Here is a 14120-nt window from a genome sequence, read left to right as displayed (position 1 = left end):
CTAGGCCGAGAACATGACGCGAATTCCCTCCAAGCAGGAGATCCTCGACTGGATCTCGGCGCATCCGACCCTTACCTCGAAACGCGATATTGCCAAGGCTTTTGGCATCAAGGGGTCTGACCGGATCGACCTCAAGCGCGTGCTGAAAGAGCTTGAGGCAGAGGGCCATCTGGAGAAGCGCAAAAAGACTTATCGCGACCCTGATAGGCTGCCGCCGGTGAGTGTCTTGCAGGTCAAGGCCCCGAACGACGATGGCGACCTCTTTGCGCGTCCGCTTGAGTGGCATGGCGAAGGGGTCGAGCCGGTGGTTCTGATCATCCCGCGCGCCTCTGACCCGGCGTTGGGCGAGGGCGATCGCATTCTGGCACGGCTGAGCGTCGTGCATGAAGAAGACCATAATTACGAGGCGCGCCTGATCCGCCGGATCGGCACCAATCCGCGCCGGGTTCTGGGCGTTTTCCGCAAAGGTGCCGAAGGTGGGCGGATCGTGCCGATCGACAAGGCTGCGGGCACCGAATGGCTGGTTTCCGATGGTGCGACTCTGAGCGCCAGGGATGGCGAGCTGGTCGAGGCCGAACAAGCCGGTCCAAAGGGGCGGCTGGGCCTGCCCAAGGCCCGCATCGTTGAACGCCTCGGCGACCCCAGCGCGCCCAAGGCTGTGTCGCTGATCGCCATCCACCAGCATGGTATCCCTGACGATTTCCCCGATGCGGTGATCGCCGAGGCCGACAGGGCCAAACCCGTTGGGTTGAGCGGGCGCGAAGACCTGCGCGACATGCCTCTACTGACCATCGACCCGGCGGATGCGCGCGATCATGACGATGCCTGCTACGCCCATGGTGATGATGATCCCAAAAACCCCGGCGGCCATGTGATCTGGGTGGCGATTGCCGATGTGGCCGCTTACGTCCGGCCCGGCAGCGCGCTGGATCGCGAGGCGCGCAAGCGCGGCAATTCCAGCTATTTCCCCGACCGCGTCGTGCCGATGCTGCCGGATCGCCTGTCGGGCGATCTGTGTTCCCTCCATGAAGGTGTCCCGCGTGCCTGTATCGCGGTGCGGATGCAGATCGATGCAGAGGGCAACAAGATCGGGCACCGGTTCGTGCGCGGCCTGATGCGCTCGGCCGCCTCGCTGCACTATGCCGAGGTGCAGGAGGCCATCGATGGTAGTCCCAATGATCGCACCGGGCCGCTGTTGGAGCCGGTTCTGAAACCGCTCTATGCCGCCTACAATGCGCTGGTCGCGGCGCGTCAGGCGCGCCAGCCGCTGGATCTGGATCTGCCAGAGCGCAAGATCGTGCTGAATGAAGCGGGTGAGGTCGAAAGCGTGGCCTTCCGCGACCGGCTGGACGCCCATAGGCTGATCGAGGAATTCATGGTGCTTGCCAACGTGGCCGCCGCTGAAACGCTTATCGCCAAACGCTCGCCTTTGCTGTTTCGGGTGCATGAGGAACCCGCGCCCGAAAAACTGGAGAGCTTGCGAGAAACCGCACAGGCGGCTGGCTTGAACCTCGCCAAGGGGCAGGTCTTGCAGACCCGGCATCTAAATGCGCTGCTCAATGCCGCCGCCGGGACCGAAGACGCAGAACTGATCAATCTCAGCACGCTTCGGTCGATGGCGCAGGCCTATTACAGCCCTGAAAACTATGGTCATTTTGGCCTGGCACTCAAGAACTACGCGCATTTCACCTCACCGATCCGGCGCTATTCCGACCTGATCGTGCACCGCTCGCTGATTTCGGCCCATGGCTGGGGCAAGGACGGTTTGCAACCGGACGAGATCGACCGGCTGGAAGAGACCGCCAACCATATCTCGGATACCGAGCGCCGCTCGATGATGGCTGAACGCGACACCACCGACCGCTATCTGGCCGCTTATCTGAGCGAGCGGGTGGGCAATGAATTCACCGGTCGGATCAGCGGGATCGCGCGGTTCGGGGCTTTCGTGAAGCTGGACGAGACCGGCGCGGACGGGCTGGTGCCGGTGCGCTCTCTGGGGCGGGAGTTTTTCCATTTCGACCGCGAGGCGGGGACGCTGATGGGGGCGGATACCGGGCTGATCATCGCCATCGGCCAGCGGGTGAGTGTGCGGCTGGCGCAAGCCACGCCGGTGACCGGCGGGCTGGAGCTGGAGCTGCTATCGATCGAGGATCAGGCGATGCCGCGCGCGCGTGCGCCTGCCGGTCGCGGTGCGCGGCGCAAGGCGGTCAAGGGCAAGAAGAAGCGCGATAAGCTGGATCGCAAACTGACCCGCAAACGCCGTCAAACGTGATAGGTCAGCGCGCGGGCGATCAGCCAGCCATGTCGTTCGGGCGAAATCTCACCCAAGTCATCAAACAACAGCGCACGGGTGCCTTCGATCCGGTCGATGCCCGGAAAGGTCTGGGAAAACTCCGAAATCAACCGCGTCTGGCAGTGCACGAACAGCCCGAATTGCGCCTGTTTCGGAACACCAAGCCGGATCGTCGTGCCTTTGGGCGTGAGATAGGCGGGCTGGCCCCATTTCAGCTCTTCGCTGAGCGTCGCAGGGTCCGGAAGTTGCGCCGCCGTATCAAAGATCAGGTCACGCAGGCGCAGCAGGCCGTCCTGCGCCGATGAGGGAAAGGCGGCAAAGGCATCTTCGACCTTTGGGGACTGAAAGGGTGTCACGGCAAGCCAATCGTCTGATCCACACGATCCACATATCCCGCAAGAAGCGGGTCATTGGCAATGCGCAGGCGCAGTTTCGTGTCGATAGGCGTGGCGCGCATGGCGCCCAGAATGGGCGCAACGCTCAGATCGGCGGAACTGGGTGCCTCGCCCAACAAAAACGGGCCTTCCGCCAGAAAGGCGCTGATCGCCTGCAGGTCCTGCTCGACCCGGTCCAGTCGCTCGGGTTCGGAGAAGCGGGCGACGCCCTGACTGTCCAACCCTTTCAGCACCGACTTGCGAACCGCGCCAGACACAGGCCCCCGGATCAGCTTCGGAACCTCGCGGAAGAAGGCCTCACGCAGGATCGGCCAGACCTGATCATTGCCCCAACGGTCCAGCACGATATGGAAATAGAGGTGATCCTCGGCCATTCGGCAAAGGGCGCGGGACTGGCCTTTTTGCACATCGTTTAGCCCGGCGTCGAAATCCGTTCCCTGCGCTTCCAGCCAGGCGCGGATGCCGTCACTGTCGGGCAACAGCCTTTCCGGCGTGCGCAGCACCGGCAGCTTGCGGTGGGGCATCTTGGCAGGGTTCAGCAGATCAGAGCGCTGCCAACGCTGCCCCGACAGGTGCAGCATATAGGCCGCCTTGACGCAGAACGGGCTGACGCTGAACTGGCCGAACGCGGCGGGGTAGGTGAGCAGGGTCAACATCGAAGCACTCCAAAGCGGGACATACCGAAGGGTAAAGTGACCTGATGACAGTTTCTGGCATCAGGCCTAAGGTAATCTCGATCATCCCAGCCTGCGGAGTGCTCAGCCCGATGTCCCGAACTGCCCGGCTTTTCCAATTGATGCAGGCGCTGCGCTCTGGCCCGTCGCCGCGGACATCAGTGCAACTGGCCCACGATTTGGATGTGTCGCCGCGAACCGTGCATCGCGATATCGACGCGTTGCGCGGGCTGGGCGCGGTGATCGATGGCGAGGCGGGGTTCGGCTTTACCCTGATCGAGGACGCGACCCTGCCGCCGCTGGGCTTCACCGATGACGAGCTTGAGGCGCTGGTTCTGGGACTGCGGGAGGTCGAACAGATCGGCGATCCGACTCTGTCCTCGGCCGCGTCGCAGGCGCTGCGGAAGCTGCAGGGCCGTCTGCCTGCGCGGCAATCCCATCGGTTGAGCCATGCGGTGCTGACGGCGTCACGCTTCGACCGGCCTGCACCGCCCAGCATTGATGTGAGCGTGTTGCGGCAGGCCACGTGGGACGAGCAATCGGTGGCGTTCGGCTATACGGATGTGCATGGCGCCGGGACCGAACGCAGCGTCGATCCGTTGTCGATCGTCTATATGGACCGCTCCAGCGTGTTGATCGCGTGGTGCCATCTGCGTCGCGACTTTCGGGTCTTTCGGTTGGACCGGATGCGCGATCTGGTTCTGACCGGCCAATCCTTCCGTCCCCGGCGCATTGCTCTGTTGCGCGATGCGCTGGCGCATCTGCGCGCCCAGCCCTTCCACACAGCGGAAGATTGCAAAACCGCAGACTGACGCTTTGTCCGTGGCCGGTTTCGCGGTACACTTCGCGCGAGCAGGCAAACGGGATAATTCAGATGATAAACTGGAAATCGGGCGCCGTCGGAACCATTATGGCGGCATTGGGGTCAACACATGCGTCGGCGGAAACGCCGCATGACCCCGACAAACAGGCATCTTTTCAACTGGCTTCGGTCACCACATCGCTGCGGCCCGTGGCACGCCCGGTGCCTAAGATCGGGCAGGAGGTCGTGCAGGTGGCCGCGTCAAACGACCCTTTCGCGCTGTGGCTGTCGGGCTTCCGTGGCCGAGCTTTGGAGCAGGGCATCAGTGTTGGAACGCTCGACGCGGCGTTTGCCAACGTGACCATCGACCCGGATGTGGTGCGGCTTGACCGCAACCAGTCGGAATTCAGCAAAACGATCTGGCAGTATCTCGATAGCGCGGTCTCGACCTCGCGGGTCAAGAACGGGCGCGCGGCATTGGCCAAACATGCCACAGCGCTGTCGCAGATCGAGGCGCAGTATGGTGTCGAAAAAGAGGTGGTCACCGCGATCTGGGGGCTGGAGAGCTCGTTCGGCGCGTTTCGCGGCAGCAACAACACGATCCGCTCACTGGCCACGCTGGCCCATGACACGCGCCGGTCGGAGTTTTTTGAGGCTGAGCTCGTGGCGGCGTTGCAGATACTCGAATCCGGCGATGTGTCGGCACGCGGCATGAAGGGCAGTTGGGCCGGGGCGATGGGTCATACGCAGTTTATGCCCAGTTCCTACCATCGCTACGCGGTGGATTTCACCGGTGATGGCAAACGCGATATCTGGTCCGACGATCCGCGTGACGCACTGGCCTCGACCGCAGCTTACCTGGCCGGGTTCGGCTGGACCAAGGGGCAGCCCTGGGGTGTCGAGGTGCTTTTGCCCAAAGGGTTCGACTATGCCCAGGCGCGCCGCGATCTGACCCGGTCGCCGTCTGATTGGGCGGCGGCGGGTGTGATGGATGTGTCCGGCAAGCCGGTGCCCGATCACGGTGCCGCGTCGATCCTGCTGCCTGCGGGGGCTCAGGGCGCGGCCTTTATGATCTTCGACAATTTCGCGGTGCTGGAAAAGTACAACACTGCCGACGCCTATGTGATCGGGGTCGGCTATCTGGCGGATCGTATCGCAGGTGGCCCTGCGATTGCGGCGGACTGGCCACGCGGCGACCGTGCGCTGACCTTCTCGGAACGCAAGGAATTGCAGCGCCGCCTTACCGGGGCTGGGTTCGACACACAGAAGATCGACGGGCGGGTCGGTCCGTTGACCATCAATGCGGTGCGGTCCTACCAGACGGCCAACGGGCTTGTGCCGGACGGTTACGCCTCACCCCGGTTGCTGGAACGCTTGCGCTAGGCGTTTCAGCTTGGGGTGATGCCACGCAGCCGTTCCGACCGGCGGCGCAGCAGCTCGACCGTGGTCAGCAGCGCGATCGAGATCACGACAAGGATCGTTGCCACCGCCAGGATCGTCGGTGAAATCTGCTCGCGCAGCCCGGTGAACATCTGCCAGGGCAGTGTCTTTTGCCGGGCCGAGCCGACAAACAGCACCACGACCACCTCGTCAAACGAGGTGATGAAGGCAAACAGCCCGCCCGAGATCACGCCGGGCAGGATCAGCGGCATCTGCACCCGGAAGAAGGTGGTGACGGGACCGGCACCCATATTGGCGGCGGCGCGTGTCAGCGACCGGTCAAAGCCCACCAACGTGGCGGTCACGGTGATGATCACGAAGGGAATGCCAAGCACCGCATGGGCCAGAACGACTTTCACATATCCGACAAAAGTCTTGGAAAGGCCCAGATTGTTCTCAAGAATCTGACCGATTTGCGAGTAGAAAAAGAACATCCCTGTGGCCGAGATGATCAGCGGCACGATCATCGGCGAGATCAGGATGGCCATGATCGCACGGCGCCCCGGCACATGGCTCTGGCTCAGGCCGATGGCGGCCAGCGTGCCCAGGGTGACCGAGATCACCGTCGCGATGGGCGCGATGATGAGCGAATTGCGGAAAGAACGCTGCCAGTCCTGATTGGTGAAGAAATCCTGGTAGTGCTTCAGCGAATAGCCTGCGGGGTCGAGCCGCAGCATTTCCGGTGTGAAGGTAAAGAAATCCTGTGCGTTGAAGGATAGCGGCAGCACCACCAGAATGGGGGTGATCAGAAAGACGAAGATCGCGCCGCAAATCACCCGGAAGCCATAATGCCACAGCACCTGCCCCGGTGTCAGATAGGGCACCAGCGTCGCGCGGTAGCGGGTTTCTCCGATCCAGAAGATGAACCAGCCAAAGAACCAGCCGAACAGCGCGCCGATGATCCCGGCCGACAGCCCGCCCATGAGGAACCCGACCAGCGCGAATCCGGCGAGGATGATCCAGCGGACCGGTTTTTCGCGGTCACGCATCTGCAGTACCACAACCGTGACTGCTGCCAGCAGCGCCGCGCCGATGATAACGCCCAGAAACGCGTTGCCCTGGGAGGTTCCGACAAGAAGACCCGCGATGGCGCCAGCGATGGCGGTTGTGCTGGCGGTGAACGAGGTCGAGCTTGGTGTGACGGGGGTAAGTGCCATTCCGGTTATCCCAGCTTTACGTTGTCGATGCCGACGATCTTGTCATAGGCCCAATAGAGGATGAGGACCGCAGCCAGCAGGATGGTGCCAAGCGCGGCGGCCAACCCCCAGTTCAGTGATGACGAGATGTGGAAGGCAATCCGGTTCGAGATAAAGACACCCTTGGTGCCGCCGACCAGTTCGGGCGTGATGTAGTAGCCAATGGCCAGAATGAAGACCAGGATCGAGCCCGCCCCGATGCCGGGCACCGATTGCGGGAAATAGACCCGCCAGAAGGCTGTCCAGTTGGTGGCCCCCAGCGACTTGGCCGCGCGCAGATAGGTGGGCGGGATGGTCTGCATCACCGAATACATCGGCAGGATCATGAAGGGCAGCAGGATATGGGTCATTGCGACGATGGTGCCGAACTGGTTGTTGATCATCACCAGCCGCGACTCGTCGGCCACCAGGCCCAGCCAGACCAGCGTGTCGTTGATCACACCCTGCTGCTGCAACATCACTTTCCAAGCCGATGTTCGCACCAGCAGCGACGTCCAGAACGGTAACAGCACCAGGATCAGCAGCACATTCGCCTTGGCAGAGGGCAGGTTTGCCAGCAGCCAGGCCACCGGATAGCCCAGCAGGATGCAGGACCCCATGATGACCAGCGACATGAACAGCGTTCGTTTGAACAGCGTGATATAAATCTGCTGGTTCTCGGGCCGGAACTCGACCCCGTCATCGCCCAACTGCATATCGGCGGCATTCAGGAAATACCCGCTGGTGATCGGGGGTGAAAATTTCTGAATCGTGCGCCATATTGCGGGGTCGCCCCAATCCTCATCGATCTCAAGGAACTGTTCCTTGAAGGGCCCATCGGTTTCGAGGTCCCATCGCTTGGCCTTTCGTCCGGCCTTTCTGAACAGCGACGAGATACCGGGGGTCTCATAATTCAAGCGACTGCCCACACGAGTATGGGTCTTGTTTTCAACGGCGATCTTGAAATCCGCGGCAAGGGCGGCAAAGGCGGCCTCGTCGGGTGCTTCGCCGCTGGTCGCATCCCAGTCTTGGATCGCGATTACCGTCTGCGGCAGCGTATTCTGCACGATATCGTTTTGAACCGAGCGAAACAGCATCTGTCCGATCGGTACGATGAAGGTGAGCAGGACAAAGGCCAGCAAAGGCAGGATCAGGGCCATCGCCCGCATCTTCTGCCGCCTGAGCGCGCGGTTCAGACTGTGCTTGAGCGGCTTGCCATCGGCAGCAAGGACGGGACCTGATTGGGTGATATCACTCATTCTGCACCTTCGACCAAAATGATTACGCTCTCTGCATTGGCGCGCCGGATCTGTGCCACTTTCTGATATTCAGGGTCGTTATAGGCGGCCTTGGCGGCCTCATAAGAGGGGAACTCAATCACCACATGGCGATCCTGACTGTCACCTTCGACCGTCTCACTTTGTCCGCCACGCACCACAAATCTGCCCCCCAGACCATGCAGGATCGGGGTGTCCAGCCGGACATATTCCTGATAGGGGTCCGGGCTCGTGACCGTTATGTGGGCGATGATGTACCCTTTTGGCATGGTCTTCCCCTTGGGTGGCAAAACGGGCCTATTCAGGCCCGCTTTGGTTTCTTCGAGTTATTTGGCCAGCCAAGCCTGGAACTTGGCTTCGATATCGTCGCGATAATCCGCCCAGAACTCGTAATTGTAGAGGAACGTATTCTTGGCGTTCTCGGGATCGGTCGGCATATGTGGCGCCATCTCGATGCCCAGATCGGCATGCTGACCGACCAGAGGCGCGGACGAGGCGCGTGCGGGGCCGTAGGAGATCCATTTGGCCTGATCTGCCAGACGTTGGGTGTCGGTCGCGAACATGATGTAATCAAGCGCGCGGGCCTGACGCTCGGGGCTCAGACCTGTCGGGATGATCCAGCCATCCAGATCAAAGATCTGCGCGTCCCACAGCATGGCAACGGGCTGCTTTTGCTCTTCGATCACGCTGAACAAGCGGCCATTATAGGTCGAGCCCATGACCACTTCGCCATCGGCGAGCAGTTGCGGCGTGTCGGCACCGGCGGACCACCAGATCACGTCATCCTTGATCGTGTCGAGCTTGGCGAGAGCCTGCTCCTGTCCTTCGGGCGTTTCCAGCACGTCATAGACGTCTTCCTTGGCAACGCCGTCACACAGAAGCGCCCATTCCATATTGTTGATGGCGCGCTTTTCCAGGCTGCGCTTGCCCGGATAGGTCTCGGTGTCAAACACGGCGCAGATCTCGGTGGGCGGGGTGTCGCCAACCAGGTCGGTGCGATAGCCGAAGGTGGTCGAATAGACGATCTGCGGGATGAAGCAGTCGCTGACCAGAAGATCACCAAAATCCTCCGAAGCGGGCGTGCCATCCGGTGCGGCGGCAAGCTGCGTATCGGGATCGATTTCCAGCGCGAGGCCTTCGTCACACAGACGAATTGCGTCGGCAGCGACAACATCGACCACATCCCAGGTCACGTTGCCCGCCTCATTCATGGCGCGCAGCTTGGCCACCGCTTCGGCCGAGCTTTCGTCATTGATGATGGTCACGCCGGTATTCTCGGAATAGGGCGTGTGATAGGCGTTTTGCTGTGACGCGGAATAGGCGCCGCCCCAGCTTACAATCGTCATCTCATTCGCCATGTCTTCCGCCGAGGCAAGACCAGCGGTCATGCTCAGGGCTGTGGTGGCGAGAAGAGTTCTTGTGAGTGTCATTAGTCTCTCCCAGTTTTTCCCGTTCTTGCTCTGGAGGAACCGGCCGCACGGGGTCTCGAATTCCGGCTTCCATGTTCATCGCTCCGGATGTCCGGATACGACAAAAGGGGCGTCACGCGTCCAGCGCGCGACAATCTTCGGGCAGCCAGCCGATCTCGATCTGCTGTCCCGGCTGCAAACGCACCTGGTCGGGCGCGTTGCGGGTCTTGATGATAAATTCGTCATTTCCGGCGACCCGCAGTCGCGTGCGGAAGATGTCGCCCATATAGATGAACTCAAGCACTTCGGCTTTCAGGGTATGGGCGCCGTCGCTCAGGCGGTCCTTGTTGTATTCGACCCGTTCGGGCCGGATCGACACACGCGTCCGCTCGCCGGGCTTGTCGACATTAACCGGTTTGCAGTCGATCAACTCGCCATCGTCCAGTTGAACCACGGCAATGCCGTTGGCGATTTCCTTGACCTGTCCCTCAAGCGTGTTGTTTTCGCCGATGAACTGCGCGACGAAACTGTTATCGGGCGATTCATAGAGTTGGTCGGGCGGCGCCAGTTGCTGAATCACGCCATCGTTGAACACGGCGACGCGGTCCGACATGGTCAGCGCTTCGGTCTGGTCGTGGGTCACATAGACCACCGTGATCCCAAGATTATGCGCCAGGTGGGTGATTTCGAATTGCATCTTTTCACGCAATTGCTTGTCCAGAGCGCCCAGTGGTTCATCCATCAGAACCAGTTCCGGTTCGAACACCAGCGCGCGGGCCAGAGCGACTCGCTGCTGCTGGCCCCCTGATAGCTGGGCCGGTCTGCGGCCACCAAAGGCGCCCATCTCGACCATGTCCAGCGCGCGTTTCACTTTCTCTTCGCGTTCGGATTTGCCCAATTTGCGCACTTCCAGCGGAAAGCTGAGGTTTTCTGCGATGGTCATATGCGGGAACAGGGCATAGTTCTGAAACACCATCCCGATACCGCGTTTGTGCGGCGGGATGTTGTTGATCGAAATCCCGCCCAACCGGATATCGCCATGGGTGGCGGTTTCAAATCCGGCCAGCATCATCAGGCAAGTGGTCTTGCCGGACCCCGATGGCCCTAGCATTGTCAGGAATTCGCCTTTTGGCATGGTCAGATTCAGGTCTTTGACGACAAGCGTTTCGCCATCATAGCTTTTCTGAACGCGTTCGAATTCAACGAACGCGTCGTTGCTGTTTGATGCAGCCAAAGCAAACTCCCCAGTTTTGTGCGGTCTGCGCCGCCTTTTCCGAGAGGTTAAGCGGGCAATCCCGCCTTATGCAACACAATTGCGACAGAGTGCCGATGGATTGATTGGATTTGCATCACCTTGCAGCATGTCACAGGTCGGGCGTTCGGATTTGGTATGCGAGGGTCAAGCGGCGCCCAATATGGCGCATTCAAGAGGCAGGCCCTGCGCATATTCTTGCGAGCCGTTTTCGGCGCGCCATAGGCAATAGGCGGCCATGCGCCAGGCGAACCAGGGCTTCAGCGTTTCATATCGCTCGATGGTTTGCCTGTGCGGATAGGCCGCGAGAAAGGCGCGGGTTTCATCCGGGTCGAGCGGTGCGCCGCGATAAACCTGCATCATGGCGGGTGACAGGAACAGCGCCAGATCCTCGGTTGGGTCACCGATGGCCGGACATTGCCAGTCGATCAGAACCAGTGACGCGCCGTTCACAAGAATGTTCCCAGCCACCGGATCGCCATGGATCAGGCAGGTTGCGGGGGTGGCGGGCACGCTCCCGGACGGTTTCAGGTCCAGAAGCCGCGCGCGTTCGCACGAGTGGCAGAGCGACAGAATCCGGTGCGTTGCAATCTCAAGATCGCCGCTGCCATTGCACCCCTTGGGCAAAGCAAGCGGAGGGCGGAGCGCGTGCAGTTCGGCAAGCAACCCGGCGACCGAGGCGGTATCCGAGGTCCACGGGGTGCCTGCCGCGTGTTCATAAAGCACCCAAACAGCATTCGGGATTTCACCCGAAGCGCGGAATTTGGGGCTCAGTCCGGTTGGGGCCAATGCATTCAGACACAGCGTTTCAAGCTCTGGATCATTGCCGAAAAGTGGGTTGGCAAGCGCCCGCTGATAGAGTTTCAGCACCCGGTCCGGCCCAGGGCCGACCAGTTTCCACACTTTGTTCGTGCGTCCGCCCTGCAACGGCTCGAACCTGCCAGAGGGTGCCATCAGCCCACGGCGCAGCAAATCGGCCTGCAGGTCTTGGGGCGGGTCGTCTTGTGGCATCGGGCAGGCGAACTCCGGCAAGAGGGGCGCGCCTGGTCACGACGAACCCTAGAGAGATTGCGGGTCGCCGGATCGAACCGCGGTGACCAATGGCGCCAAAATCGCCTGTCCGCCCTCAAGGATCAAGATCACATCGTCACCTTCCCGCTGCGCTTCGGTCACCCGGTTATAGGTCGCCGCATTCTCCTCGCTCAGCAAATCCGAACCGCGATAGTGTTCGACCGAGAAGGAATAATGTCCCGTGGCCATTGGCAGGCCATTCGCATCCAGACCGTCCCAAATCGCGGTTCTGTCGCCCGGAGCCAGCGATTGCCGGTCGACAATGTCCCCTGATCCGTTTCGCACAACCAAAATGGCACTATCGGCCTGATCATTCTGCGCGGATGAGATCCGCACCGGATCGCCGTCAAAATACGCCGGAGCCAGCGCGCGAACCTCTGACCCGATCCACCCTGATAGCTGCGTCATTTGCGGCCCGCCAAGCAGCGTGGACAGGTCCGACAGCGTCTCATTTGTGCGTACCTGCTGTTCGACCATCGAAAACTGTGCCAGCTGAGCGGCATATTCCGAGGAATTTATCGGCTCCAACGGGTCCTGATTGCGAGCCTGCGCCGTCAGCATCTTGAGAAAGGTCTCGAAATCGGACGTCAGCGCAGAGGGTTCGCTCGCCGGGCTGGTCGCCGATGTGTTCTGCGCTGAAGGGGCGCCTGAAATAGGCGTGGTTTCGATCACAGTCTCATATCCAATCCGATTGAAAGATCATGGATCAGCACCCTCCGCGCGCTGGCTTCGGGCGCTGGCGCTGCCAGATCACCATCATCATCTGATGAGTCTGAAGTCGCGCCATATCCGGTTTGGCTGTCGCCCTTGTCATTGCCAGCCCCGGACAGATCAACATGCACGGCGCTATAACCCATGTCCCGAAATTCTGCGGCAAGCTGGTCGATGTGACGCCGCATTAGATCGAGTGTTTCCGGTCGTTCCGCGACGATTGCCAGCGTCATGGCACCTTCGGTGGGCTTCATCAGAACCCGCACCCGACCCAGCTCTTCGGGGTGCAGCGCAAGTTCGAAACCGCCATCGCCGCGCCGCATCATGACGTCGTTGATTTGCGCCGCGATTGCCCGAGCAGTCTCGGCCTGAGCTGGCTTTGGCAAGTCGCGCGCAAGCCCTATTCCAAGGCTTGCGGACTCCATGCGGATCTGGGCCGGAAACAGGTCTTCGCGCACAGACGACATTAGCCTGGTCGGCAAATCACCGTCCGATGTCACGGTTTCGGAAAAGGCTGTTAACGTCGGGTTGGCGTGGTCAGCCACCATCCCCCCCGGAATTTGGGCGACCTGCGAAAGCTGAGGCTGGCGCAAGGCTACCTGAGGGGCTGCGGCGTTTGCCCCCTCGCTCGTTATCTGGCCCCCGCTGCCCGCTTCTGGAACCGGCGCAGGTTTTGTGGTCTGTAGAGGCCAGTTTGCGCTGTTTGGTCCTGACGCGGAACCCATCAAAGACGACACATGCCCTTTTGCGAGATTGGCGCTGCTCGTCGCGCGTCCTTCCTTAGTTGGGGTTTTGGCCAGAGCCGCTTGCCCCGATTCAGCAAACTTCGCGAAAGCCGGGTCTATCAGGCCATGACTCTCGGGTTTTCGGACCGCATCCGGGTGAACTTGCGCCTTGGCTGTAGATGCGAGGTCATGAGGGGGATCGGATGCAGTTCCCCCAGTTGCAGCGTTGCGATCGGTTGCCCCCGACTTGGCACCGGTGTCGGTCCGTCCGGGCGCGATGTTGTGGCGCAGGCGCAGCTCGGCCATTGGTCCTTCTGCCTGCGGCTTGGCTTGCGAGGCGGCAAATGTCGCCTCCGGTTCTGTCCCTTCACGCGCGGATTCGCTCTGCTCGGCCATCGCTGCGGTGTCCTCAGGCCTCGCTTCGGCTTCGGGGTCGCCATCTGACGGTGCATGCGGGCTTTCCTTGCCAGCCCCGTCGCGGGTCACCGAGGCGACCGTATCGGCAAAATCCGCAGCACCCGAATTCGGCGAACCAGAGCTGTTCACTCTGGCCCTTGCGGGAGTGCCGGGGGCGGGTGACGCGAGATGTTCTATCAGCATGTTGCACCAGATCCTTGTTGTCGCCGACGACAGTGAACTGGATTCGGTTGCATTTTTTTTAACGCTTCCGCGCCAGTCTAGGAAAAACGCTGTCAATTTGAGGGAATGAAAATGGACGCTGCAAATCCGCACAACGTTCGCCTGGACCTTTCGAGACCACCGCAGCCACGTGCCACGGCGAAAGAGGCCGCGGTACAGATGGAGGCGACGTTTCTGGCTGAGATGCTGAAATCGGCGGGCTTTGGATCTGCGCGCGAATCTTTTGGCGGCGGCGCGGGCGAGGATCAATTTTCCTC

General features: G+C 61.2%; 13 protein-coding genes. 3 read left to right on the top strand and 10 right to left on the bottom strand.

Annotated elements, in window-relative coordinates:
• Positions 1-13: 13 nt before the first annotated feature.
• On the top strand, positions 14-2272 hold the full coding sequence (rnr, locus tag AB1E34_RS01570; protein WP_372570579.1) for a ribonuclease R: 2259 nt from the start codon (positions 14-16) through the stop codon (positions 2270-2272).
• On the opposite strand, the gene AB1E34_RS01565 is transcribed toward rnr, so the two are convergent.
• On the bottom strand, positions 2263-2649 hold the full coding sequence (locus tag AB1E34_RS01565) for a DUF1801 domain-containing protein (RefSeq protein ID WP_372570578.1): 387 nt from the start codon (positions 2647-2649) through the stop codon (positions 2263-2265). The two genes, rnr and AB1E34_RS01565, sit on opposite strands and share 10 nt — an antisense overlap.
• Positions 2646-3344 (bottom strand): glutathione S-transferase family protein, encoded by a 699-nt coding sequence (locus AB1E34_RS01560; protein ID WP_372570577.1) that lies wholly within the window; start codon positions 3342-3344, stop codon positions 2646-2648. The genes AB1E34_RS01565 and AB1E34_RS01560 overlap by 4 nt, the downstream gene beginning before the upstream one ends.
• A gap of 110 nt (positions 3345-3454) precedes the next feature.
• Between AB1E34_RS01560 and AB1E34_RS01555 the strand changes: the two genes are divergently transcribed.
• Positions 3455-4174 (top strand): helix-turn-helix transcriptional regulator, encoded by a 720-nt coding sequence (locus tag AB1E34_RS01555; protein WP_372570576.1) that lies wholly within the window; start codon positions 3455-3457, stop codon positions 4172-4174.
• Positions 4175-4236: 62 nt separating this feature from the next.
• Positions 4237-5547, top strand: a complete 1311-nt coding sequence (locus tag AB1E34_RS01550) for a lytic murein transglycosylase (protein ID WP_372570575.1) — start codon at positions 4237-4239, stop codon at positions 5545-5547.
• A gap of 5 nt (positions 5548-5552) precedes the next feature.
• Here AB1E34_RS01550 and AB1E34_RS01545 read toward each other — a convergent pair whose 3' ends face one another.
• From AB1E34_RS01545 to AB1E34_RS01510, 8 genes are all read right to left on the bottom strand, one after another.
• A complete protein-coding gene (locus AB1E34_RS01545) occupies positions 5553-6761 on the bottom strand; it encodes an ABC transporter permease (RefSeq protein ID WP_372570574.1) in 1209 nt (402 codons plus the stop codon).
• Positions 6762-6766: 5 nt separating this feature from the next.
• On the bottom strand, positions 6767-8038 hold the full coding sequence (locus tag AB1E34_RS01540) for an ABC transporter permease (protein WP_372570573.1): 1272 nt from the start codon (positions 8036-8038) through the stop codon (positions 6767-6769).
• A complete protein-coding gene (locus tag AB1E34_RS01535; protein WP_372570572.1) occupies positions 8035-8325 on the bottom strand; it encodes a DUF1330 domain-containing protein in 291 nt (96 codons plus the stop codon). Before AB1E34_RS01535 ends, AB1E34_RS01540 begins: the two co-directional genes overlap by 4 nt.
• Before the next feature lie 57 nt (positions 8326-8382).
• Complete coding sequence (locus tag AB1E34_RS01530) at positions 8383-9486, bottom strand: extracellular solute-binding protein (RefSeq protein ID WP_372570571.1); 1104 nt, start codon at positions 9484-9486, stop codon at positions 8383-8385.
• Between the two features lie 112 nt (positions 9487-9598).
• Positions 9599-10699: an ABC transporter ATP-binding protein gene (locus tag AB1E34_RS01525; protein ID WP_306198307.1), complete on the bottom strand. Its 1101-nt coding sequence runs from the start codon at positions 10697-10699 to the stop codon at positions 9599-9601.
• 165 nt (positions 10700-10864) lie between these two features.
• Complete coding sequence (locus AB1E34_RS01520) at positions 10865-11728, bottom strand: phosphotransferase family protein (RefSeq protein WP_372570570.1); 864 nt, start codon at positions 11726-11728, stop codon at positions 10865-10867.
• A gap of 48 nt (positions 11729-11776) precedes the next feature.
• Positions 11777-12460, bottom strand: coding sequence for a flagellar hook capping FlgD N-terminal domain-containing protein (locus AB1E34_RS01515; RefSeq protein WP_372570569.1), 684 nt, complete (start codon positions 12458-12460; stop codon positions 11777-11779).
• Entirely contained in the window at positions 12457-14112 is a 1656-nt protein-coding gene (locus tag AB1E34_RS01510; protein WP_372570568.1) for a flagellar hook-length control protein FliK, read from the bottom strand. The genes AB1E34_RS01515 and AB1E34_RS01510 overlap by 4 nt, the downstream gene beginning before the upstream one ends.
• Between the last annotated feature and the right edge of the window lie 8 nt (positions 14113-14120).

This window comes from Ruegeria jejuensis, assembly GCF_041537905.1.
Lineage (GTDB): Bacteria > Pseudomonadota > Alphaproteobacteria > Rhodobacterales > Rhodobacteraceae > Ruegeria_C.
The sequence above is the reverse complement of the archived record's forward strand: the minus strand, read 5'-3'. Positions and strand labels throughout refer to the sequence as shown.

Excerpts from the sequence above, each read along its gene's own strand:
- AB1E34_RS01550 (WP_372570575.1), top strand. The coding sequence starts at position 4,237 with ATGATAAACTGGAAATCGGGCGCCGTCGGAACCATTATGGCGGCATTG.
- AB1E34_RS01520 (WP_372570570.1), bottom strand. The coding sequence starts at position 11,728 with ATGCCACAAGACGACCCGCCCCAAGACCTGCAGGCCGATTTGCTGCGC.
- AB1E34_RS01540 (WP_372570573.1), bottom strand. The coding sequence starts at position 8,038 with ATGAGTGATATCACCCAATCAGGTCCCGTCCTTGCTGCCGATGGCAAG.
- rnr (WP_372570579.1), top strand. The coding sequence starts at position 14 with ATGACGCGAATTCCCTCCAAGCAGGAGATCCTCGACTGGATCTCGGCG.
- AB1E34_RS01545 (WP_372570574.1), bottom strand. The coding sequence starts at position 6,761 with ATGGCACTTACCCCCGTCACACCAAGCTCGACCTCGTTCACCGCCAGC.
- AB1E34_RS01535 (WP_372570572.1), bottom strand. The coding sequence starts at position 8,325 with ATGCCAAAAGGGTACATCATCGCCCACATAACGGTCACGAGCCCGGAC.
- AB1E34_RS01560 (WP_372570577.1), bottom strand. The coding sequence starts at position 3,344 with ATGTTGACCCTGCTCACCTACCCCGCCGCGTTCGGCCAGTTCAGCGTC.
- AB1E34_RS01555 (WP_372570576.1), top strand. The coding sequence starts at position 3,455 with ATGTCCCGAACTGCCCGGCTTTTCCAATTGATGCAGGCGCTGCGCTCT.
- AB1E34_RS01530 (WP_372570571.1), bottom strand. The coding sequence starts at position 9,486 with ATGACACTCACAAGAACTCTTCTCGCCACCACAGCCCTGAGCATGACC.